This is a genomic window from Variovorax terrae, assembly GCF_022809125.1.
GTDB lineage: Bacteria > Pseudomonadota > Gammaproteobacteria > Burkholderiales > Burkholderiaceae_C > Variovorax_A > Variovorax_A terrae.
In genome coordinates this window covers 555,960-578,622 of sequence record NZ_JALGBI010000003.1, presented here as the reverse complement: position 1 = coordinate 578,622, position 22,663 = coordinate 555,960, and the positions used below count along the sequence as shown (strand labels likewise).

Annotated in this window: 20 protein-coding genes; 12 read left to right on the top strand and 8 right to left on the bottom strand. The window is 68.1% G+C overall.

The window, feature by feature from the left end; genetic code table 11:
• Positions 1 to 39: 39 nt before the first annotated feature.
• The 5 genes from tcuB to MMF98_RS22075 all read right to left on the bottom strand — a co-directional run bounded on the left by tcuB (position 40) and on the right by MMF98_RS22075 (position 5,422).
• Complete coding sequence (gene tcuB, locus MMF98_RS22095) at positions 40 to 1,200, bottom strand: tricarballylate utilization 4Fe-4S protein TcuB (protein WP_243309502.1); 1,161 nt, start codon at positions 1,198 to 1,200, stop codon at positions 40 to 42.
• Positions 1,187 to 2,590 (bottom strand): FAD-dependent tricarballylate dehydrogenase TcuA, encoded by a 1,404-nt coding sequence (gene tcuA, locus MMF98_RS22090; protein WP_243309501.1) that lies wholly within the window; start codon positions 2,588 to 2,590, stop codon positions 1,187 to 1,189. The genes tcuB and tcuA overlap by 14 nt, the downstream gene beginning before the upstream one ends.
• 14 nt (positions 2,591 to 2,604) lie before the next feature.
• A complete protein-coding gene (locus tag MMF98_RS22085) occupies positions 2,605 to 3,600 on the bottom strand; it encodes a Bug family tripartite tricarboxylate transporter substrate binding protein (protein WP_243309500.1) in 996 nt (331 codons plus the stop codon).
• A gap of 45 nt (positions 3,601 to 3,645) precedes the next feature.
• Positions 3,646 to 4,401 carry an SDR family oxidoreductase gene (locus MMF98_RS22080; RefSeq protein WP_243309499.1) on the bottom strand — a complete coding sequence of 252 codons (756 nt, stop codon included), beginning with the start codon at positions 4,399 to 4,401 and terminating at the stop codon, positions 3,646 to 3,648.
• Between the two features lie 82 nt (positions 4,402 to 4,483).
• Complete coding sequence (locus tag MMF98_RS22075; RefSeq protein ID WP_243309498.1) at positions 4,484 to 5,422, bottom strand: LysR family transcriptional regulator; 939 nt, start codon at positions 5,420 to 5,422, stop codon at positions 4,484 to 4,486.
• Positions 5,423 to 5,488: 66 nt separating this feature from the next.
• Between MMF98_RS22075 and mnmA the strand changes: the two genes are divergently transcribed.
• Positions 5,489 to 6,673: a tRNA 2-thiouridine(34) synthase MnmA gene (mnmA, locus tag MMF98_RS22070; RefSeq protein WP_243309497.1), complete on the top strand. Its 1,185-nt coding sequence runs from the start codon at positions 5,489 to 5,491 to the stop codon at positions 6,671 to 6,673.
• A gap of 65 nt (positions 6,674 to 6,738) precedes the next feature.
• On the opposite strand, the gene MMF98_RS22065 is transcribed toward mnmA, so the two are convergent.
• A complete protein-coding gene (locus MMF98_RS22065) occupies positions 6,739 to 8,133 on the bottom strand; it encodes a MipA/OmpV family protein (RefSeq protein WP_243309496.1) in 1,395 nt (464 codons plus the stop codon).
• Positions 8,134 to 8,365: 232 nt separating this feature from the next.
• On the opposite strand from MMF98_RS22065, the gene MMF98_RS22060 reads away from it, so the two are divergent.
• Genes MMF98_RS22060 through MMF98_RS22045 form a run of 4 tightly spaced genes read left to right on the top strand, consistent with a single transcriptional unit; the run spans position 8,366 to position 12,619 of the window.
• Positions 8,366 to 9,211 (top strand): shikimate dehydrogenase family protein, encoded by an 846-nt coding sequence (locus tag MMF98_RS22060; RefSeq protein ID WP_243309495.1) that lies wholly within the window; start codon positions 8,366 to 8,368, stop codon positions 9,209 to 9,211.
• 13 nt (positions 9,212 to 9,224) lie between these two features.
• Complete coding sequence (locus tag MMF98_RS22055) at positions 9,225 to 10,502, top strand: FAD-dependent oxidoreductase (protein WP_243309494.1); 1,278 nt, start codon at positions 9,225 to 9,227, stop codon at positions 10,500 to 10,502.
• A 39-nt stretch (positions 10,503 to 10,541) separates the two neighbouring features.
• Positions 10,542 to 12,257, top strand: a complete 1,716-nt coding sequence (locus tag MMF98_RS22050) for an FAD-dependent oxidoreductase (RefSeq protein ID WP_243309493.1) — start codon at positions 10,542 to 10,544, stop codon at positions 12,255 to 12,257.
• A 41-nt stretch (positions 12,258 to 12,298) separates the two neighbouring features.
• Positions 12,299 to 12,619 (top strand): NIPSNAP family protein, encoded by a 321-nt coding sequence (locus MMF98_RS22045; protein ID WP_243309492.1) that lies wholly within the window; start codon positions 12,299 to 12,301, stop codon positions 12,617 to 12,619.
• A gap of 89 nt (positions 12,620 to 12,708) precedes the next feature.
• Here the strand turns inward: MMF98_RS22045 and MMF98_RS22040 are convergent, their stop codons facing one another.
• Positions 12,709 to 13,680 carry a Bug family tripartite tricarboxylate transporter substrate binding protein gene (locus MMF98_RS22040; protein WP_243309491.1) on the bottom strand — a complete coding sequence of 324 codons (972 nt, stop codon included), beginning with the start codon at positions 13,678 to 13,680 and terminating at the stop codon, positions 12,709 to 12,711.
• Between the two features lie 198 nt (positions 13,681 to 13,878).
• Here MMF98_RS22040 and MMF98_RS22035 point away from each other — a divergent pair, with 198 nt between their 5' ends.
• Positions 13,879 to 14,787, top strand: coding sequence for a LysR family transcriptional regulator (locus MMF98_RS22035; RefSeq protein WP_243309490.1), 909 nt, complete (start codon positions 13,879 to 13,881; stop codon positions 14,785 to 14,787).
• A gap of 227 nt (positions 14,788 to 15,014) precedes the next feature.
• Entirely contained in the window at positions 15,015 to 16,583 is a 1,569-nt protein-coding gene (locus MMF98_RS22030; RefSeq protein WP_243309489.1) for an ABC transporter substrate-binding protein, read from the top strand.
• On the opposite strand, the gene MMF98_RS22025 is transcribed toward MMF98_RS22030, so the two are convergent.
• The gene (locus MMF98_RS22025) at positions 16,580 to 17,530 is read right to left on the bottom strand and encodes a LysR substrate-binding domain-containing protein (protein ID WP_243309488.1); all 951 of its coding nucleotides are present in this window, start codon (positions 17,528 to 17,530) and stop codon (positions 16,580 to 16,582) included. The two genes, MMF98_RS22030 and MMF98_RS22025, sit on opposite strands and share 4 nt — an antisense overlap.
• Before the next feature lie 82 nt (positions 17,531 to 17,612).
• Between MMF98_RS22025 and MMF98_RS22020 the strand changes: the two genes are divergently transcribed.
• Genes MMF98_RS22020 through argE form a run of 5 tightly spaced genes read left to right on the top strand, consistent with a single transcriptional unit; the run spans position 17,613 to position 22,652 of the window.
• Positions 17,613 to 18,578: an ABC transporter permease gene (locus MMF98_RS22020; RefSeq protein WP_243309487.1), complete on the top strand. Its 966-nt coding sequence runs from the start codon at positions 17,613 to 17,615 to the stop codon at positions 18,576 to 18,578.
• Between the two features lie 9 nt (positions 18,579 to 18,587).
• A complete protein-coding gene (locus MMF98_RS22015; RefSeq protein ID WP_243309486.1) occupies positions 18,588 to 19,469 on the top strand; it encodes an ABC transporter permease in 882 nt (293 codons plus the stop codon).
• A 4-nt stretch (positions 19,470 to 19,473) separates the two neighbouring features.
• Positions 19,474 to 20,460, top strand: coding sequence for an ABC transporter ATP-binding protein (locus MMF98_RS22010; RefSeq protein WP_243309485.1), 987 nt, complete (start codon positions 19,474 to 19,476; stop codon positions 20,458 to 20,460).
• Positions 20,457 to 21,461, top strand: coding sequence for an ABC transporter ATP-binding protein (locus MMF98_RS22005; RefSeq protein WP_243309484.1), 1,005 nt, complete (start codon positions 20,457 to 20,459; stop codon positions 21,459 to 21,461). The genes MMF98_RS22010 and MMF98_RS22005 overlap by 4 nt, the downstream gene beginning before the upstream one ends.
• Positions 21,462 to 21,464: 3 nt before the next feature.
• Entirely contained in the window at positions 21,465 to 22,652 is a 1,188-nt protein-coding gene (argE, locus tag MMF98_RS22000; RefSeq protein WP_243309483.1) for an acetylornithine deacetylase, read from the top strand.
• Positions 22,653 to 22,663: the final 11 nt, after the last annotated feature.

Here is a 22,663-nt window from a genome sequence, read left to right as displayed (position 1 = left end):
ACCACCCGGTCTGGACCTTGAGCCTATTTGACCTGAAAATCAGTCGTCCCCCAGGCCCAGCTTGCCCGGCCGGCGCCGTTCGACGGCCCACTTGAGCAGCGCCGCGCAACGGTAGAGGCCATGGGCGAATTTGCCGTAGGGCAGCGTCAGGAACAACGCCATCACCACGCCCAGGTGCACGGCCAGCAGCAGGCCCATCGCGCCCGTGTCGCGCCAGGCCAGCAGCGCCAGGCCGCTCAGGCTGGTCAGCAGCAGCAGGCCGATGAAGCCGCGGTCCATCGGCCTCTGGGCGGCATCGCCGTGCTGCGGATCGCGGCGCCAGTTCAGCCAGAGCAGGCCGGCCGGCCCGGCCAGCAGGCCGATCCCGCCCAGGGTGCCCAGCAGCACGGGCCAGCTCGTCAGCGCATAAGGCGCCTTCAGGCCCAGCCCGTAGTGGTACAGCGTGGCCACGCCGGTGGACGCGAAGCACAGCATGAAGCCATAGAACGTGGCGTGGTGAAAGCGCCGGCGCCACAGCGTGAAGCGGTCATCTTGGTCGTTGCAGCCCTCGCCGTGGCCGCCGTCCAGGTACTTGAGTCGCAGCGCATCGGAGGCCGCCTCGGCCGCGGCCTGTGCCCCGGCCGCGCCGGGCGTGATGCTGCGCCAGAAGCGCGCCACGCCGAGCCCCAGCGCCAGCACCGCCCAGCCGAAGACGCCGCCGAACAGCGCCACCATCAGGTTGTGCGGAAAGACCGCATAGAAATTGCCCGCCAGCGGCCGGCCCAGCGCGTCGGCCTTCCAGAGCAACGCCAGCGCCAGGAACAGCGCGAGCCCTGCGGCCAGGGCCATCGCCACGGTCAGGCCGTTGCGCCGGTACAGCGCGCCGAAGCCGGGCGGCCAGGCGTAGTCGGCATAGGTCTGCCCGCGCACCTGCGCCATCGCCTGCGGCACGTTCACGGCAAACTCGTGCGGCGGCGCGTACTGGCAGGCGTGCAGGCAGGCGCCGCAGTTGTGGCACAGGTTGGCGAGGTAGTGGATGTCGGCCTTGCCGAACTCGAGGCGGCGCGCCATGGCCGGGAACACGGCGCAGAACCCCTCGCAGTAGCGGCAGGCGTTGCAGATCTGCAGCGCGCGGTCAACCTCGGCCTCCGGCCGCGTCAGCGCCAGGGTGCCGGCGGCGAGCGCGCGGGCCTCCTGCGTGAGCGCCTCAAGCTGCTGCATGCGCCACCTCCTGCAAGGCCGCCGCCGCGGCCGACGTGCCGGCAATGCGCCCGAAGGCCGTTCCGATCGACATGCCGACACCCGCCGTGTAGCCCTTGCCGAGCACGTTGCCGGCCATCATCTCGCCGGCCACGAACAGGTTGGCGCTGGGCTGGCCGCCAAAGTGCACGGCCGCCCGCGCGTCCACCTTCAGCCCCAGGTAGGTGAAGGTGATGCCGGGGCGCAGCGCGTAGCCGAAGAACGGCGCGGTGTCGATGGGCCTCGCCCAATGCGTCTTGGCCGGTGCCAGCCCCTCGGTGTGGCAGTCGTCCAGCACGGTGTGGTCGAAGCGGCCCACGCGGCAGGCCGCGTTGTAGCCGTCGATGGTGTCCACCAGCCGCTGCTCGTCCAGCCCGAGCTGGCGCGCCAGTTCGGGCAGCGTGTCGGCCTTCGCGCCCGGAAACACCGGCGGCATGAAGCGGCCGACGGCCTTGGCGTCGATGATCGAGTAGCCGATCTGGCCCGGCTGCTGCGCCACCAGGCGGCCCCAGATCGCGTAGCGCTTGGGCCAGAAATCCTCGCCTTCATCGTAGAAGCGGCGGGCGTCGCGGTTCACCATGATGCCCAGCGACACGCAGTCCACGCGGGTGCAGATGCCGCCGTCGTACAGCGGTGCGCGCGCGTCGATGGCCACACAATGCGATTGCGACGGGTCGCCGATGCTGTCGGCGCCCGCGTCGATCAGGTGCCTGAGCAGCACGCCGCGGTTGAAGCGCGTGCCGCGGATCAGGAAGTTGTCGGCCGGCCACTCGCCTTCGGCGTTCCGGCCCCAGGCTTCGCGCAGCCATTCGCGGTTGGACTCGAAGCCGCCCGCGGCCAGCACGCAGGCCCGCGCCTCGATGCGCTCGCCCGCGATGCGGGCCGCGACGAAGCGGCCGCCGTCCAGCTCGAGGGCGTCGACCGGCGCGCCGTAGCGCACCTGCACGCCCAGCCGCTCGGCGCTGCGATAGTAAGCGTTGACCAGCGCCTTGCCGCCGCCCATGAAGAAGGCATTGGTGCGGCTCAGGTGCAGCGTGCCCGACAGCGAGGGCTGGAAGCGCACGCCGTGCCGGCGCATCCAGTCGCGGCAGCGCGAGGATTCGCGGATCACCAGCCGGGCCAGCGGCTCGCTGGTCTGCCCGCCGGTGACCTTGAGCAGGTCCTGCCAGAACTCCTCTTCCGGGTAGGCCCCGGTCAGCACGTCCTGCGGCGCCTCGTGCATGCAGCGCAGGTTGCGCGTGTGCTGCGAATTGCCGCCGCGCCACTCGCGCGGCGCGGCCTCCAGCAGCAGCACCGAGGCGCCCGCTTCGCGCGCCATCAGGGCGGCGCACAGGGCGGCGTTGCCGCCGCCAATGACCAGGACATCCACCATCCGCGACACGCCTCTCAGTCTGCCTTGATCTGGGCGCGCCTGACGATGTCGCTCCAGATCTTCTGCTCGCGCCCGATGAAGGCCGCGAATTCCGGCGACGGCCCGCCGCCGCCGACCGCGCTGTCATGCGCGAAGCGCTCGGTCACGGCGCTGGACTTGAGCGCCTTGAGCGACTCCTCCTGCAGCCGCCGCACGATGTCGGGCGGCGTGCCGGCCGGCACGAGGATGCCGTACCACTGCGAGGTCTCGAAGTCCTTGAAGCCCATCTCCGTCACCGTGGGCACCTCGGGCAGGGCGGCGATGCGCTGCTGCGTGCCGACCGCGATCGCGCGCAGCTTGCCGCTCTTGATGTGGGCGCTCAGTGCCGGCAGGCCGGCCGACGAGGCTTGCGTGCGCCCGGCCAGCAGGTCGGTGAGCTGCGGGCCGGTGCCGCGGTACGGGATGTGGGTCATGAACATGCCCGTGACCAGCTTGAGGTATTCCATCGCCAGGTGGCCCGCGCTGGCGTTGCCGGCCGAGCCGTAGCTGAGCTGGCCGGGGTTCTTCTTGGCGTAGGCCACGAATTCCTGGAAGTTCTTCGCCGGCACGTCGGGGTGGATCACGAACACGTTGGGCACCTTGGCCAGCAGCGTGACGGGGATGAAATCCTTGTTCACGTCGTAGGGCTGGTTGGCCAGCATGTACGGGTTCACCGCGAGCGTGCCCACGTGGCCGAGGATGAGGGTGTGGCCGTCGGGCGCGGCCTTGGCCACCTCGGTCATGGCCACCACGCCGGCGCCGCCGGGCTTGTTCTCCACGTAGACGCTCTGGCCGAGCTGCCTGGTGAGCTCGGCCGCGACCGAGCGGGCCACGATCTCGGACGTGCCGCCGGGTGCGAACGGCACGACGAAGCGCACCGACTTGGCCGGCCAGGCGGGCTGGGCGCGCAAGGCGGGAACGGTGGCCGCCAAGCCCGCCGCAGCGGCCGTGCCCAACCATCGGCGCCGGCTGAGCGCGAAGCAATCTTCCATGGGGTTGTCTCCTTTTTAAAAGGGCTCCAGTCTGGCGCCTGCCGCTCAGAACTGGTATCGACGCAAACCCCCATCGACCGGGATCACGGTACCGGTGATGTAGCCGGCCAGCGGCGAGGCCAGGAAGCACACCAGGTTGGCCATGTCCTCGGGCTCGCCGTAGCGGCCCACGGGGATTTCGTTGTCGGCCTGCCACTGGCGGTATTCGGGCGTGTAGTTGCGCAGGATCTGCTCGGAGTGGATGCGCCCCGGCGGCACGCTGTTGACCGTGATGCCGTGCTTGCCGACCATGCGCGACAGGCCCTTGGCCCAGCTGTGGATCCCGGCCTTGGCGCAGAAGGCGCCGTTCACGTGCTCGGGCTCGCTCTTGCCCGTGATGTTGATGATGCGGCCCCATTGGCGTTCGATCATCTGGTCGATCAGCGCATCGGCCACCTGGCGCGGGCGGTGGAAGTTCAGCGTGATGGCCTCCTGCCAGCGGTCCTCGCTCACGTGCAGCTCGTTGAAGCTGCGCGAGCCGCCTGCGTTGTTGACCAGGATGTCCACATGGCCCAGGCCGGCGACGGCCGCCGAGGCGAGCCGCTGCGCCGCGTCTTCGGCATACAGGTCGGACTCGATCACCACCGGACGGTGGCCGCCGCGGGCGACGATCGCGTCGGCCACCTCCTCAAGCAGCGCCACGCGGCGCGCCGAGATCGCGAGCTTCACGCCTTCGGCGGCCAGCGCCAGCGCAATGCCCTTGCCGATGCCGGCGCTGGCGCCGGTGACCAGCGCGGTCTTGTCCTTGAGTTGCAGGTCCATGGTGTCGTCTCCTCGTGTGCAATGAGGAGGCACTCTAGACCTGAACGCCGCGCCTGCCCAGGACTGCGGCGGCATGGGGGCATCACGAATCGTGATGGATCAGCCGCGCGCCGACCCAGCGGCCCGAACGCACCAGCGCGCGTGCGCAATCGGCCAGCACCACGCGCGTGGCCAGCCCTGCGGGCGAAAGCTCGTCATCCGAGAGGCTGCACAGCGCATTGGGGCGCCGCGCCTGCGATTCGGCAATCTCGGCCATGTGGAAGCGCTGCGCCGCGTCGGGAAAGCGGCCCACGGCCGCCCAGGGCTGCAGGGTGCAGCCCAGGCCCGCGTCGACCGCGTCCATCAGCATCGCCAGCGAGTCGATCTCCGTCACGAGGTGGGGCTTGAGCCTGGCGCGCGCGAAGGCCGCGTCCAGCGTGCTGCGCAGGCCGTGCGGGCCGGTCGGCAGGATCAGCGGCACGCCCTTGAGCTGGGCCATGCGCAGAGGGGCCGCCGGCTCCTCGGCCAGGCCCCGGCGCGAGCGGATCAGGAACAGCTTCTCCTCCAGCAGCGGCGTCACGCTCCAGCGCCGCGCCGGATGGGTGTCGAACAGCACGGCCAGGTCGAGCTGGCGCGCATTGAGCATGGTGGAGAGGTGGCCCGAGAGGCTTTCGACCATGTGCAGCCGCACGTCGGGGTAGCGCTCGTGCATGGCGCGCATCAGCGGCACGCCCAGCACCGAGGCCGTGGTGGGCGCCAGCCCCACGCTGACCGTGCCGCTGAGGCGCGACTGCTGGGCCGCGCGCGCGGCCTGCTCGGCGTGGCGCAGGGCGAGCTGCGCCTCGTGGAAGAAGGCCAAGCCCGCCTCCGTGGGCGTCACGCCCCGGGTGGAGCGCTGCAGCAGCCGGGTTGCCAGCTCGCCTTCGAGCCGGCTGATCTGCTGGCTCAGCGCCGACTGCACCATGTCCAGGTCGAGCGCCGCCCGGCTCATGCTGCCAAGCTCGACCACCCGGACGAAATAACGGAGCTGGCGCAGTTCCATGCGGATTCCTCGGACGATTCCCTTGCACGCATCACGGCTTGTGATGGCTGGGATAATCGCATACCTATGGCAAAGCAGCGTGTGGTGGTCGGATTGAGCGGGGGGGTGGACTCCGCGGTGAGCGCGCACCTGCTCAAGCAGCAGGGCTACGACGTGGTCGGCATCTTCATGAAGAACTGGGAAGACGACGACGACAGCGAGTACTGCTCGTCCAACGTCGATTTCGTGGACGCCGCGAGCGTGGCCGATGTGCTCGGCATCGAGATCGAGCACGTCAATTTCGCGGCCGAGTACAAGGACCGGGTGTTCGCCGAGTTCCTGCGCGAGTACCAGGGCGGCCGCACGCCGAACCCCGACGTGCTGTGCAATGCCGAGATCAAGTTCAAGGCCTTCCTCGACCATGCCATGCGCCTCGGCGCCCAGAAGATCGCCACCGGGCATTACGCCCGTGTCCGCTGCGTCGCCGCAGACACGAGCGAGCCCGCTGGGCGGGAAGGAACATCGCACGCGACCGCGCGCGATGGCGCCCGCGTCCGCGAAAGCGAGGGCCGCTTCGAGCTGCTCAAGGGCCTGGACCCGTCCAAGGACCAGAGCTACTTCCTGCACCGCCTGAACCAGGCCCAGCTCTCGAAGACGCTGTTCCCGGTGGGCGAGCTGCACAAGACCGAGGTGCGCCGCATCGCGGCCGAGATCGGGCTGCCGAACGCGAAGAAGAAGGACTCCACCGGCATCTGCTTCATCGGCGAGCGGCCGTTCCGCGACTTCCTGAACCGCTACATCGCCAAGGAGCCCGGCCCGGTCAAGGACGAGCGCGGCCGCACGCTCGGCGAGCACCAGGGCCTGAGCTTCTACACGCTGGGCCAGCGCCAGGGCCTGGGCATCGGCGGCATCAAGGCGCGGGGCGCGCAAAAGGGCGGCGGCGAGCATGCGCCCTGGTTCGTGGCGCGCAAGGACATCGAGCACAACACCCTGTGGGTGGTGCAGGGCCACGACCACCCGTGGCTGCAGTCGCACACGCTGCAGGCCGATGACGCGAGCTGGATCAGCGGCGCCGCGCCGCTGCCGCGCGCGCTGGCCGCCAAGACCCGCTACCGCCAGGCCGATGCCGCCTGCACGCTGGCGGCCGGCGCCGGCCAGGCCTTCGGCCTGAGCTTTGCCGAGGCGCAGTGGGCGGTGACGCCGGGCCAGTCGGCCGTGCTGTACGACGGCGAGGTGTGCCTGGGCGGCGGCGTGATCGCCTCCAGCCGCTGATTGGGCATCAAATCGGCCCGATGTCCTCGTTGGGTGGTCATTTTCAGCTATCTATTTGATAGCAATCAGAAAATGCTCTCAAGGTAGGTGTAGATGAAGTTCGAGCCGCCGTTGACGTTGCCGAGCAGGTTCGAGGTGCCGAAGATGCCCGAGCGGTGCGACACGCCGACGCCGAGATAGGTGTCCTTGAGCACGCGCGAGCCGATCAGGTCGCCCACGCTGAAGTCGATCGTCGGGTCCAGGTAGTTCAGCAGGCGCGAGGTCGTGCGTCCGCGCTGGGCCTGGCTCACGACCTCGACATACGGCACCCGCTGCGCCAGCGACAGGCCCACGCCCAGGCCGAGCCGGGTGCGCACGCGGTGGCTCCATGGAAACCCGTCGTAGTAGGCCTTCATGAACGCGTCCACCTGCAGGCTGTTGGGCTGCAGGCCGTGCTCGTCGTGGTAGGTCAGCCCCAGGTAGCCGACGAGGTCCAGCGGCCAGCCGTTGAGCCGCTCGATGAAGGGCTTGCCGATCTGCACGCCGGTGATGGTGGTGACGTTGACGTTGGCGGTCGAGGTGCAGCGCAGCGTGATGATGCGGACCAGCGTGCAGGCGTCGTCCGACACGGTGCCGTGCAGCAGCTTGACGTAGGTGGGTGAGCGCTCCTCGGCCCAGGGCTTGCGGTAGCTGCCGAAGTCGTAGGCCGCCCCGATGAAGAGGGCCGGCTGCGCGCCCTTCGGAACGATCGGGCTGTCGGTGATGCGGTGGTTCAGCATCGTCACCGAGACGCCGCCCAGCAGCCGCCAGCGCTCGGTCAGGCCGTAGCTGCCGTACAGCGCCAGCGAGGTGTTGACGCCGGCGCCGGGCGCATAGGCGGGCCGCGCCGCCGTGGCCTCGCCGGGCAGCACGCCGTAGTAGTAGTCGTTGAGCTTGGCATCGCGCGCCGCCACCGTCAGGCTGGAGCGAAGCGCCAGGCGGCCCGAGCGCCAGTCGTAGCTGTAGCTCACCCGGAACTCGTTGCCGTTGGAGGCGCCCCCGACGTCGTGCAGCAGCTCGGCCTGCAGCGTTCCCCAGGGCTGGCGGTAGCGGTACGACAGGCCCAGGTCGATGCTCGCGCTGCGCTCGGCCATGCCCAGCAGGCTGGCCGGGACGTTCTCGACGGGATAGCCCTCGAAGCGGCGGTCCAGGAACAGGTCGACGCGCTGCGCGTCGTCCTTGAACAGCTTGACGCCCGCGCGGCTGGCGTGCAGGAACAACCGGTCGCCTTCGTACAGGTACAGCGGCAGCAGGTCGTAGCGCGTGCCGCCGCCCAGGTAGGGCGAGCGCTCGACGCGCGTGACGAATCCCAGGCCGGCGCTGCCGGGCACGCTCAGCAGGTCGCTCAGGGGATCGGTGTTGGCGCTCGCCGCCGCGGCCAGGCACAGGCCGGCGATCGTGGTGGCCAGTCGTATGGCAGTCTGGGCGCGGTGAAGGGGCATGGCGTTTTTTCCGTCTATCGTAGCCATGAAAGCGGGCGGCGTCTCCAGTGAAATGTAAGAAAACCCGGCGCGGACCCCACCCTCCCATACCTATAAATGGTGTTTATGGACGAGGCAGAAAACGGTATTTGCCATCCCGAGCCCCGGCGCCAGATACTCGCGCCAGCCTCCCCACGCGGCAGGCAGCCACTGCATCAGACAAGCGCCTCGCAGGCGGAAACGGGAACCCACCATGCTCAAGGGATCGACTCAACTGGTCGCGATCGTCGGAACGCCGATCGCCCAGGTGAAATCGCCGGAAAACTTCAACGCCTGGTTCGAGCGCGAACAGCAGGACCTGGCGATGATCGCCATGGACGTGCGCGCGCCGGACCTCGGCCACTGCATCGCGCTGATGCGGGGCTGGAACAACCTGCGCGGCTGCGTGGTGACCGTGCCCTACAAGCAGGCCTTCGCCGCCCAGATCGACGGCCTCAGCGCGCGCTCGGCCGCGCTGCGCGCCGTGAACGTGGTGCGCCGCGAGCCCGATGGCCGCCTGGTCGGCGACATGGTGGACGGCTTCGGTTTTCTCAATGCCGCGCGCCAGCACCGCTTTCGCGCGGCCGGCCGCCAGGCCCTGGTGGTGGGCGCCGGCGGCGTGGGCGGCGCGATCGCCCATGCGCTGTGCGAGGCCGGCATCGCCCGGCTGGCGCTGATGGACACCGACGCCGCACGCCAGGACAGCCTGGCCGCGCTGCTGGCCCAGGCCTTCCCCGCCGTCGAGCTGCTGCGCGGCTGCGCCTCCTTGGCGGACTTCGACCTGGTGGTGAACGCCACGCCGGTGGGCATGGGTGGCACCGGCGAGCTGCCGCTGCCGCGCGAGCTGCTGGACAGCCTGCGCAGCGACGCGCTGGCCGCCGACGTGGTGACCTCGCCGCCGGTCACGCCGTTCCTGGAGCTGGCCCGCGCCCGCGGCTGCCGCATCCAGACCGGCGCCGAGATGGCGCGCGCGCAGCTCGAATTTCTGGGCGGCTTCATCGGCGTGATGCCGCCGGTCGACCCGGCCGCGGTGCTGGCCGCCGAACTGCCGGCCGGCTGAAGGAGGCCCTGCGATGACTCAACCAACTGCCGAACACTATGACGTGGTGGTCGTGGGCGGCGGCGCCGGCGGCACCGCGGCCGCCGTGGGCGCGGCCCGCCTCGGCGCGCGCACCCTGCTGATCGAGCGCTATGGCTTTCTCGGCGGCGCCGCCACCAACTCCCAGGTCCTGGCCTACTGCGGCTTCTTCGCCAGCGGCGAGACGCCGCGCCAGGCCGTGGCCGGCGTCGGGCAGGACCTGCTGCTGCAGCTGCAGGCGCTCGGCCTGCCGATCGCCCCGATCCGCTCCAAGAGCGGCGCATGGATCATCCTGCTGGAGGTCGAGGCCGCCAAGCTGGCCTTCGACCGCCTGGTGCTGGCGCATGGCATCGAGCTGAGCCTGCACACGCGGCTGGTGGCGGTGCAGCGGCAGGCCGGACGCCTCGACGCCCTCACCGTGGCCGACCACCGCGGCCTGCGCGAGATCACGGCGGGCTGCTTCGTCGACGCCAGCGGCGAAGCCAGCCTGAGCACCTTTGCCGGCGTGCCGCTGAGCCAGAGCGGCGGGCCGCTCGCGCACCTGCAGCCGGCCTCGATGCCGGTACGCATCGGCGGCGTGCCGCCGGGCGTGCAGCTCGACCGCCCGCTGATGGCCGAGCTCGTGAAGCGCTACAACGAGACCGCCGAGATCCGCATCCCGCGCGACGACGGCGGCGTGCTGATGCGCCTGCCACTGTCGCAGGACATCTGGTGGATGACCATGGACCTGGACACCGACGGCGTGTCCGGCCCCGACCTCACGCGCGCCGAGACGCGGGCGCGCGAAGCCGCCTGGCGCTTCGTGGATGTGCTGCGCCAGCACCCGGGTTTCGAGAACGCCTACCTGCTCGCCACCGGGCCGCAGCTCGGCATCCGCGAAAGCCGCCGCCCGCAGTCGCTGCGCGACCTGACGGCCGACGACGCCCTCACCGGCCGCCGCGACCCGCTGGGCATCGCATGCGCCTGCTGGCCCATGGAAGTGCACGAGGCCCCGGGCCGCGCACGCTTCGTGCCGCTGGGCGGCGAAGGCTTCTTCGACATTCCGCACGGAGCGCTGCAGGCCCATGGCGTGGCCAACCTGCGCCTGGCAGGCCGCGTGATCGGCAGCGATGCCCAGGCCTACGGCTCGGTCCGCGTGATGGGCACGGCCTTCGCCACCGGGCATGCCGCCGGCATCTCGGCCGCGCTGGCGGCCGGCGACCCGGCCCTGGCCGAAGAAGAAGCCGTCACCCGCGTGCGCCGGGCGCTGGCCGAACAACATGCGCTGATTTGAGGCCGCCTCGAAGCCGCGGCCCCTTGGAACTCCCTCTTCATGACCTCCTCCACCCCCATCCACGCTCCCTCCGACACCACCTATGACGTGGTCGTTCTCGGCAGCGGCGCCGCCGGCCTCGCCGCGGCCCTGACCGCCTCGCTGCGCGGCCTGCGCACCCTCGTCGTGGAGAAAGCCGCCAGCTTCGGCGGCGCCTCCGCGATCTCGGGCGGCGCGATCTGGATTCCCGGCAACGACCAGGCCGTGAGCGCCGGGCTCGACAGCTCGCTGGACAGCGCCCGCGACTACCTGCGCCACACGGTGGGCGCGGGCTTCGATGCCGACCTGGTCCAGACCTACCTGGAGCGCGGCAGCGAAGCCCTGCGTTTTCTGGAGCGGAACTCCGAACTGAGCTTTCGCGTGCGGCCGTTCTCGCCCGACTACCACCCGGAGCTGCCGGGCTTTTCCACCGGCGGGCGCACGCTCGAAATCGCCGAATACGACGGCCGCCGGCTGGGCCGCCATTTCCGCCACCTGCGCAAGCCGCCCGAGGGCATGCTGGTCTTCGGCGGCATGATGGTCAACCGCGTGGACATCCAGCATTTCCTGAACGCCAGCCGCTCCCTCGCCTCGGCCTGGCACTGCGCCAAGCTGCTGGCCCGCTACGCGCGCGACCGCCTCAGCCACCCCCGGGGCACGCGCCTGACCACCGGCAATGCGCTGGTGGCGCGCCTGGCCACCTCGGTGCTGGCGCGCGGCGTGCCGCTGTGGCTGGACACGCAGGCGCAGTCGCTGATCGTCGAAGACGGCGCGGTGCGCGGCGTGGTGGTGCTGCACGAAGGCCGCGAAGTGGCGCTGCGCGCGCGCGGCGGCGTGGTGCTGGCCACCGGCGGCTACGGCGCCGCGCCCGAGGCCGCGCAGGACCGGCCCGCTACCGGCCAGGCGCACTGGTCCATGTCGCCCGACAGCAATACCGGCGACGGGCTGGCGCTGGGCCGCGCGGCCGGTGCCGCCGCGGGCGAGCACCTGGCCTCCAACTTCTTCTGGGCGCCGGTCTCGGTGCTGCGCCATGCCGACGGCCGCATCGAGAAATTTCCCCACCTGGTGACCGACCGTGCCAAGCCCGGCATCATCGCCATCAACCGGGCCGGCCGGCGCTTCGTGAACGAGGCCAACTCCTACCACCGCTTCGTGCAGGCCATGCATGACGACCCGGCGGCGAACACGCCCTGCCACCTGATCTGCGACGCCACAGCGCTGAAGGCCTATGGCATGGGCCTGGCGCGCCCCGGCCCCTCGGACAACTCGCCCCTGGTGAAGGCCGGCTACCTGCGCCAGGCCAACAGCCTGCCCGAGCTGGCGCAGGCCATCGGCGTGGACCTGGCCGCCCTCCACACCACCGTGCGGCGCTACAACGAGCAGGCCGCGCAAGGCCAGGACCCGGATTTCGGCAAGGGCTCCACGCCTTACAACCTGTCCATGGGTGACCCGAACCACCAGCCCAATGCCTGCCTCGCGCCCCTCTTGAAGGCCCCGTTCTACGCCATCGAGCTGCATCCCGGCGACCTGGGCTCGGCGCGCGGCCTGCGCACCGATGCGCAGGCCAACGCGCTCGGCCCCAACGGTGTGCCCGTGCCCGGGCTCTATGCCGCGGGCAACGACATGAACTCGGTGATGGATGGGGCCTATCCCGGCCCCGGCATCACGCTCGGCCCCGCGCTCACCTTCGGCTACATCGCGGCCAGCCACATCGCCGACCGGCTCTCGGCCGCGTGAGCCGGCCTTCTCCCGCCTCCTTCACAGAAAGTCGACCGACCATGATCTACGAACTCCGCACCTACACCCTCAAGCCCACCCGCATGGCCGACTGGCTCAAGCTCTACAAGGCCGAGGCCCTGGCCGTGCAGCAGGAGCACCTGGGCCAGCTCGTGGGTTTCTTCACCACCGAGTTCGGCACCGCCAACCAGGTGGTCCACCTCTGGGCTTTCAGCAGCCTGGACGACCGCGACGCGCGCCGGGCCCGCATGGCCGCCGACAGCCGCTGGCAGGAGTTCGGGCGCAAGAACAAGGAGCTCGACGCCGTGGTGCAGCTCGAATCGCGCGTCCTGCGCCCGACCGATTTCTCGCCGCTGGCCTGAGCACACTGTTCGCACGGAAAAAAGGCCGCCATCGGCAACGATGACGGCCTTTTTTTGCGGCCCCGGGGCAGTGACGAAGCACCCGTGCGCTATTCGGGCAGCACGCCCGCGGCCTTGATCACCCTGGCCCACTGCTCGCGCTCGCTCTTCATCAGGCTGGTGAGCGCCGCGGGCGCCGTGCCGACGGCCGTGAAGTACTGGCCCAGCATGGTGGTGCGCACGTCGTCGCTCTTGATGATGCGCACCAGCTCGCTGCTGAGCCGGTCGATGACGGGCTGCGGCGTTCGGGCCGGGGCCAGCACCGCCTGCCAGGCGATCGCCTCGAAGCCGGGGTAGCCCTGCTCCACCAGCGTGGGCAGCTCCGGCAGCGAGGCCACGCGGTTGAGCGTGGTCACCCCCAGGGCCTTGAGCTTGCCCGCGCGGACCTGGCCGATGGCCGCACCCGGCACCATGAAGCCGGCGTGGATCTGCCCGGCCAGGATGGCGTTGACCACCTGCGGCAGGCCTTGATAGGGCACGTGCACCATGTCCAGCCCGGCGCGCGCCTTGAACAGCTCCATCGCGAGGTGCGCGGCGCTGCCATTGCCGATGCTGCCGTAGTTCAGCTCGCCCTTCTTCGACTTCACGAGCTGCACGAACTCCGCCACCGTGTTGACGCCCAGGCGTGGATCGACCACCAGCACGTTGGGCGAGGTGGCGGCCAGCGTCACCGGGGCGAGGTCCTTCACCGGGTCGTAGCTCAGGCGCTTGACCAGCAGCGGCGCCGTGACCAGCGGGCCCTGGGTAGAAAACAGGAAGGTGTAGCCGTCGGGCGCGGCGTTGGACACCACGCCGGCGCCCAGGTTGCCGCCGGCGCCGGAGCGGTTGTCCACCACCACGGGCTGGCCCAGGACGGGCGTCAGGCGGTCGGCCAGCAGCCGGCCCATGATGTCGGGTGAACTGCCGGCCGGGAACGGCACGACGAGCTTGACCGGGCGGGCCGGCCAGGCCTGCGCCTGCGCGGCCCCGCCGAAGCCGGCCGTGGCGGCCGCGGCGGCCTGCAGGAAATGACGGCGTTGCATGGAATGGATCTCCTTGAGGGACAGTGGGCGCCAAGGCGCACGGGCGCGGCCCCTGAAACTTTGGTTTATGGGGCTGTGGCCCAGGCCGCGCAGACGATGAAGATCAAGTATCAAATGCACGGAAAGACACAGCAAATACTTTTTGGCGCATCATCCATAATGCGGGTTTATGGAGACCCCCTCCCGCGGAAAAGCGCCATGACCCTCGGAAAGATCAGCGAACGGCAGATCGAGGTGTTCCGCACCCTGATGATTGCCGGCACCCTCAGCGCGGCGGCGCGCAAGCTGTACGTGTCGCAGCCCGGCCTCAGCGTCACGCTGCGCCGCTTCGAGGACCAGCTCGGCATCACGCTGTTCGAGCGCATGGCGGGGCGGCTGGTGCCCACGGAGGAGGCGCACCGGATCTTCGAGGAGATCGAGCGCGTCTACGGCCAGTTCGACCAGCTCATCGACGCCATCCACTCGATCGCGCGGGGCGACACGGCGATGTTCCGTTTCGGCTGCTCGCCCAGCGTGGGCCTGCGCCTCGCGCCCAAGGCGCTGCGCCTGATGACCGCGCAGCACAGCGAGCGGCGCTACTACTGCGACGTGCTGGCCGAGAAGGACATCCGCGACTATCTCGGGTTCGGCCGCGGCGCCTGCGTGGCCTCCATCGCCACCCTCGACGACCCGGCCGTGGCCTCCACGGTGGTGGCCACCGGCCGCCTGGTCTGCCTCATGCCGAAACGCCACCGGCTGGCCCGCCGCGCCAGCGTGGCGCCGCGCGAGCTGGAGCGCGAAACCCTGATCTCGTTCGAAGCCGAGGTCACGCACGGCCGCTTCATCGAGGCCACCTACAAGAAGTCCGGCGCCAGCCGCAACGTGAAGATCTTCGTGCGCTTCGTGGAGTCCGCCATCTCGCTGGTGAGCGAGGGCCTGGGCCTGGCCCTCATCGACGAGTTCTCCGCCATCGGCTGCGGCCCGCTCGGGCTGGTGGCCGTGCCGCTGGAGGACAGCGTGGACATCCCGGTCTACGTCTATTGGTCCAAATCCAGGCCCCGGCCGCGCAGCGTGGAAGAGTTCATCGAGGCGCTGGGCGCAGCCCATGCCATGACGCGCCCGGCCTGAGCGCGCGCGAATCGCCAAGACTTGGCAGCGGCATGATTCCCGCCGGCTCCAGGTGGGTGGCGGGCACGCGCGTTCGCATTACGACTGCCTTGCCAAGTTGGAATACCACGGAGACCAAAACTCGATTGTGTGCGGATGGGGGGCCCAAGAGACTTGGCACCTCATCAACCAGTTTGGAGACTCTCGTGAAAGTTCCTCAACTCCGGGCCCTGTGCCAATCACTGTGCTTGGCCGCAGCCGTGGCGACGGCACCGCTGCCGATGCTTGTTTCGTCCGCGCTCGCGGCGCCCCTGTCCATCGGATTGGCCGCCGACGTGACGTCGATGGATCCCCACTTCCACCTCTACGTTCCCAACCAGAACATTGCCGACCATGTCTATGACCGGCTGATCCACCGCGACGAAAAACTCTACCCTTCGCCCGGGTTGGCCCTCTCATGGAAGACGGTCGACGATCTCACCTGGGAAATGAAGCTGCGCCCGAACGTCAGGTTTCATGACGGTTCGCCCTTCACCGCGGAGGACGTCAAGTTCTCGATCGAGCGCGTCCCCACGATCAAGGACAGCCCGGGCCTGATGACCACATACACCCGCGCCATTGCGTCCATCGAAGTGGTCGATCCCCTGACCATCCGCTTCAAGACCGCGACGCCCTATCCGCTGGTGCCCAATGACCTGGCCATCATTCCCATCGTCAGCAAAAAAGCGGCCGCCAACGCCACTTCCGCGGACTTCAACAGCGGGAAGGCCGCGATCGGAACGGGGCCCTTCAAGTTCGTGCGCTTCAGCCGCGGCGACCGTGTGGAACTGGCACGCAACGAGGCCTACTGGGGACCGAAGCCGGCGTGGGAAACGGTGACCTTCCGCATCCTGACCAACGATGCGAGCCGGGTCGCCGCCCTGCTGTCCGGAGACGTCGATGCCATCGACAACGTGCCGGTCCCGGATCTTGCGCGCATCAAGAAGGATGCCAATCTGCAGGTGGTTGCGAAGACCGGTTATCGCCTGATCTACTTCGGCTTGAACCAGACCGAGGCCGCGGCAACGCACTTCAGCACCAAGGCCGGCGCCCCTCTGGGCACCAACCCGCTGCGCGATCTGCGCGTGCGCCAGGCCATCAACAAGGCGATCTCTCGCGATACGATCGTCGGCCGCGTCATGGAGGGTGCCGGCACCGCCACGGCCCAGCTCGTGAACTCGGGCCTTCCCGGCTACATGACCGATCTCCAGCCGACGAGCTACGACCCGAATGGCGCCCGCGACCTGCTGGCCAAGGCGGGCTATCCAGAGGGCTTCAGAATGGACCTGAACGGCCCGAACAACCGCTACCTGATGGACGACCAGATTGTCCAGGCGGTCGCCCAGATGCTGGGCCGCGTCGGCATCACGGCTGCCGTCGATGTGATGCCGGCAGCCACGTTCTTTCCGCGGAACAACAAGGGCGAGTTCGCCATGTCGCTGGTCGGATGGGCGCCGGATTCGGCCGAAGCCTCCTCGCCGCTGCGCGCACTGATCGCCACCAAGGACGCCCAGAAGGGACTGGGCAACTTCAACGTCGGCTACAGCAACAAGAAGGTCGATGAGCTGATCGAGCGCGCTGTCGTCACGGTGCAGCCCCAGGCGCGCGAAAAGCTCCTGCAGGAGGCGACGCGCGCGGCCGTCGATGACGTTGCCATCGTTCCCATCCATCACCAGGCCACCGTGTGGGCCATGAAAAGAACCGTGCGCTACCCCGGACGCGCGGACGAGCGCACGCATGCCATGGAGTTCACGCCAACGGCCGGCACGAAGAACTAAGCAGCCAGAGGCTCCCTGCGCCCGATCAGTTTCGTTTGTGTATGCCGGGCTTCCTCGCGCAGCCACAAACGAAACGCCTGCACCGATGACAGTTCGACCTTGTGCTCAGGCACGACGAAGTAGTACCCGTACTTGCTCGACACGCCCAGGCACAGCGGATTGACCAATTCACCCGAAGCCAGTTCGTTGCGCACCCATACGCGCGGCACCAGGGCCAGGCCCAGGCCTGCGATCGCGGCGCGGATGAGAACGTTGTAGAACTCGTACATCGACGCCTGCGGCGCCGGCCCGGCCTTGGTGGCGGCGGCCAGCTCCGGTGTCGACTCGATCAGCTCGTCCCACGCATGCGGAACCTGGAAGTGCTGCAGCCACGGGTAGCGCATGAGGTCGAACGGCGTGCGCAGATCGCCGACGCGCTTGAGCAGGGAAGGGCTGGCCACCAGGAGCATTTCGCGGCCAAAAAGGTAGTCGGCTTCGTGGCCCTGCCAGAGGCCGTTGCCAAAGCGGAACTCCCCGTCGATTTCGGATTGCCTGGCGCCATCGCTGGAGAGCATGGCCGTGAACCGGACCTCGATATCCGGGTGCCTTTCCGCGAACGAGGGAAAGCGTTCCAGCAGCCAGCGCTCGCCCAAGGTCGCAAACACATGAAGCGTGAGTTTGCTCACGCTGGCGCAATCGACCACGCGTTCCGTGGCGCGTTCCAGCCCGACAAGCAGCGGCGCAATCTCGCGGTAGTAGGACTCGCCCACGGACGTCAGGGCCAGCCCTCGATTGAGCCGGATGAACAGCGTGCGGCCGAGCTGGTCTTCCAGCGCCTTGATCTGCTTGCTGATGGCGCTCTGGGTGAGAAACATCTCGTCCGCCGCGCGGGTGACTGAAAGATGCCTTGCCGTGGATTCGAAGATCCGCAGCATCGTGGTGGAGGGAATGTGAATGCGCGCAGCCATGAAAAAACGGAATAGCAACCCGACTCTAAGTCGCTCGACGGCTCATCGTCAATTCACATAATCCCCAGCAAGGAGACAAAAAATGCTTGCATTCGTGATCCGGAGGATTCTGCAATCCTTCGCAGTTGTGTTGGCCATGTCGGCCATCGTCTTTGGCGGAATCTACGCGGTCGGCAACCCCGTCGAGATACTGGTCAGCCCCACCGCCTCCGAAGCCGAAAAGCTCGAAACGACCCAGCGGCTCGGGTTGGACAAGCCGCTTTACGTCCAGTACGCGCGCTTCGTCAGGAACGCCTTGCATGGCGACCTCGGGCAAAGCTTCGCATTCGGGGCGCCCGCCGCGGATCTCATCTTTCAGCGCCTGCCGGCCACGCTCGAGCTGGCATTGAGTGCCATGCTCATTGCGATCGCACTGGGCATTCCGCTGGGCCTCTGGGCGGGGCTGCACCCGCAGGCCAGAAGCGGAAGGTTCATCATGGGCACATCGATCGTCGGCTTCTCCCTTCCCACCTTCTGGGTCGGTATCGTGCTGATCATGGTGTTCTCCGTGCTGGCAGGGGTCATGCCCAGCGGCGGCCGCGGGGCCACCACACCGCTCTTCGGCGTGCCCGTGAGCTTTCTGAACTGGGATGGCCTCAAACACCTGGTGCTGCCCGCGCTGAACCTCGCGCTTTTCAATATCAGCATGATCATCCGGCTCACCAAGGCCGGCGCGCAGGAGGCCATGCTCTCCGACTATGTGAAGTTTGCCCGGGCCAAGGGACTCGGATACGGCCGCATCATCGGAGTCCATGTTCTGAAGAACATCCTCATTCCGATCATCACGGTCATCGCATTGCAGTTCGGCGCGGTGGTCGCGTTCGCCATCGTGACCGAGTCCATCTTCTCCTGGCCGGGCATGGGCAAACTGCTCATTGACTCCATCGGCGTCCTCGACCGGCCGGTGGTCGTCGCCTATTTGATGATGACGGTGTTGATGTTCATTGTCGTGAACCTGGCCGTCGACATCGCCTACTCGGCCCTTGACCCGCGCGTCAGGCTTCATTGAAAGCACCCCATGTCTCAAAACTCCTCACGCGACGTCCTGCGGGCGTACCTCTCGGACCGTGTCGCCCTCATCGGCGCGCTCGCACTCGCCGTCATGGTTCTCGCGGCGTTGCTGGCGCCCTGGGTTGCGCCGCAGAACCCCTACGACCTCGGCACGCTCTATCTGGAAGACACGAAGCTGCCCCCCGGGTCGCGCAGCGAGATGTCGGGCATGTTCTACATCTTCGGCACGGATGAACAGGGGCGCGACATGCTGTCCGCGATCCTGTACGGCCTGCGCACCAGCCTGCTGGTGGGGGCCGTGTCGACGCTGCTGGCCTTCGCGGTGGGCAGCGCCCTGGGCTTGCTGGCCGGCTACTTCGGAGGCAGGCTCGATGCCATGCTGATGCGCATCGCGGATATCCAGCTGTCTTTCCCGGCCATACTGATCGCGCTGATCCTGGTGGCCGTGCTGGGGCAGGGCCCCGGCAAGATCGTCGCCGCCCTCGTCGCCGTGCAATGGGCCTTCTACGCGCGCACCGCTCGCGGTGCCGCCCTGGTCGAGCGGAACAAGGAGTATGTCGAAGCCGCGTCATGCCTCGGGCTGTCGCGCCTGCGCATCGTCTTCGGACATGTACTTCCGAACTGTATGGGCCCGCTGATCGTGGTAGCTGCCTTGCAGGTGGCTTCGGCGATCACGCTGGAGGCAACGCTGTCGTTTCTCGGTCTCGGCCTGCCGATCACGGAGCCTTCACTGGGCTTGCTGATCTCCAATGGCTTCAGCCAGATGCTCTCCGGAAAGTACTGGATCAGCATCTACCCCGGCTTGGCACTGCTGCTGACGATCATGGCCATCAATCTGGTGGCCGACAAGCTGCGTGACATCTTCAATCCGCGCCTTCAGACGCTGTAACGCCATGAACCCCACCATCTTGAAGATCGACGGCCTGACGACAGAGTTCGAGACCCGCGCCGGCCGTGTCGTCGCGGTCAATGGCGTGAGCCTGAGCGTCAAGCAAGGCGAAATCCTCGGCCTGGTCGGCGAGTCGGGCTCGGGCAAGAGCCAGACCGGCTACTCGATCATGAACCTGGTCGATCGCCCGGGACGGATCACCGGCGGCAGCATCCTGCTCAACGGCACCAATCTGCTTGCGCTTTCCGAGAGCGAGTGGCGCCACATCCGCGGCAAGCGGATCGCGATGGTCTTCCAGGACCCGATGCTGACGCTCAATCCGGTTCTGCGCATCGACACGCAGATGATCGAGACCGTGCAGGCGCATGCGAAGGTCAGCCGGTCCCAGGCCCGCGAGATCGCGCGCGCCTGCCTGGTCAAGGTGGGGATTGCCGCTCCGGACGAGCGGCTGAAGTCGTATCCCCACCAGTTTTCCGGTGGCATGAGGCAACGCGTGGCCATCGCGATCGCGCTGGTCCAGGAGCCGGAGGTGCTGATCGCCGACGAGCCGACCACGGCGCTGGATGTCACCATCCAGGAGCAGATTCTCTATGAGATGCAGCAGCTGGCCAGGCAGTCGGGCACGGCCATGATCTGGATCACGCACGATCTGTCGGTCGTGGCCGGACTCGCGGACCGTGTCGCAGTGATGTATGCAGGCCGGATCATCGAACGCGGCTTGACGCGGGATGTGCTGTCACGGCCCACCCACCCCTACACGGTGGGGCTTCTGCGCAGTGTTCCAGCCCGCAACCCGCGCGGATCGCCCCTGTTCCAGATTCCTGGAGCGCCGCCCAATCTGCTGGCCCAGATCGACGGGTGCGCATTCCGCGCCCGCTGCACACAGGCCGGCCCGCGTTGCACCACTCTGCCGCCCGTTCAACAGTCCCCAAACCGGGAAGTGCGTTGTTTCTATCCGGTCATGCCCCTTCAGGAGTCCGTTGCAGCATGAATCCTCTTCTGGAACTTCGCGGTGTCTCCAAGACGTTTCACCGCCCTTTGGATCTCAGTGCCAGGCTGGCGAATACCGTGGCCCGGCCCCTGGGCGGCAAACAGGCCAAGGAAGAAATCTGCCGCGCCGTCGACGCCGTGGACCTCGTCATTCCGCAGGGGCAGGTGGTGGGCCTTGTAGGCGAATCCGGTTGCGGCAAGTCCACCGTCGGCCGCATGGCCGTCGGCCTGCACTCCTTGACGGGCGGCGAGCGGTACTGGAAGGGCGTGAACCTCCATTCCGCGCCGCCCCGGCAGCGCAAGCAGTTGCAGCTGCAAATGCAGATGATCTTCCAGGATCCCAACGCCAGCCTGAATCCGCGCAAAACGGTCGTCGATCTCATTGGCGAGGCACCCGTTGCGCACCACATGATCCCGGCGAACAACAAAGCCGATTTTGTCGCGGAGCTGCTTCAGAAGGTCGGGCTGTCGAGCACCGTCATGCATCGCTATCCGCATCAGTTCTCGGGTGGCCAGCGCGCCCGCGTGGGCATTGCGCGCGCCCTGGCGGTCAAGCCCGAGCTTCTCGTCTGCGATGAGTCCGTCGCAGCGCTCGACGTTTCCATCCAGGCCCAGGTTCTGAACCTGTTCATGGCCCTGCGCGAAGAACTGGGACTCACCTACCTCTTCATCAGCCACGACCTCAGTGTCGTGCGGCACATCAGCGACGAAGTGGTGGTGATGTACCTTGGGCGCGTGGTTGAGTCCGCGCCGGCAGCCGAATTCTTCGAACGGCAGCTCCACCCGTACTCGCAGGCACTGGTGCGCGCCGCGCCAATGCTCGAGTCCGGCAAGAAGCAGTTCCAACCCGTCGCCGGCGAGATACCGAGTCCGCTGAACCCGCCAAGCGGCTGCCACTTTCACCCGCGTTGTCCGCACGCCATGCCGAAGTGTTCGAGCCAGGTGCCGGAGCTGCGCCTGGTCCAGCTCGGCCGCCTGTCGGCCTGCCATCTGAACGGGTGAACCATGCCCGCGACGACGACTCCGAGCGACCAGACACTGGAGCTGATCTGCAGGCTCCTGCAGTTCAACACCGTCTCCAGCAACTCCAATCTGCAGCTGATCGAATGGGTGGAGGCCTACCTGAAGGCATACGGCATTGCATCGCGCCTGACCTACGACCCAAGCCGGCAGAAGGCCAATCTGTTCGCCACCATTGGCGAGAGCCGCAGTGGCGGCATTGTGCTGGCGGGCCACACGGACACCGTTCCGGTGGCCGGGCAGCACTGGACCCAGCGCCCCTTTGAGGGCACGGTGGCGGACGGCAAGCTGTACGGCCGCGGTTCGGCCGACATGAAGTCCTTCATCGCGACCTGCCTGGCGCTCGTGCCCGAACTGTTGCGCGCGCCTCCCAGGCGGCCGATTCACCTGGCCTTGACCTTCGATGAGGAAACCAGCATGTTGGGGGCGCGCACCCTGATCGCCGACCTGCGCGACCAGGGAATTGCTCCACTCGCCTGCCTGGTTGGAGAGCCGACACTGCTGAAGGCCGTTGTCGGCCACAAGGGGCGCCGCGCGATGCGTTGTTGCGTGCGAGGGCGTAGCGCGCATACTTCGATTCCCATGCAGGGCGTCAATGCGATCGAGTACGCGTCGCGCATCATTGCGCACCTGAGGAACATGGCCGAGCGCCACAAACAGCATGAAGCCAGGCACTATGGCTATGAGGTGCCCTACAGCACGATTGTGACGACACAGATTGCTGGCGGCGTGAGCACCAACACCGTCCCCCCGGAATGCTCCTTCAACTTCGAGTTCAGGTACCTGCCGTGGACCGACCCCGACAAGCTCGAGGCCGAGGTTCGCGCCTTCGTGGACACACAGATCAGGGGCGAGATGGCTCGCGAGGCTTCCGACTGCGCCATCGACTTCGAGACGGAATCGAGCCTACCGGCGTTCGGCGCCGCGAGTACGGAAGAGGGGTTGGCGCCGGGAGCGTCTGAATTGCTGTCGCTCCTGGGCCGCCGCGATGCGCCGCTCAGCTACATGGGATTCGGCACGGAGGCCAGCTGGTTCCAACGCGCGGGCATTCCCACCATCATTTGCGGGCCAGGCTCCATTGAGCAGGCGCACAAACCTGACGAGTACATCGAACTGAGCCAGATCGCTGCCGGTGAACACCTGCTGCGCGAGTTGATCCGTTTGAATCAGTAGGAAAAACCCGC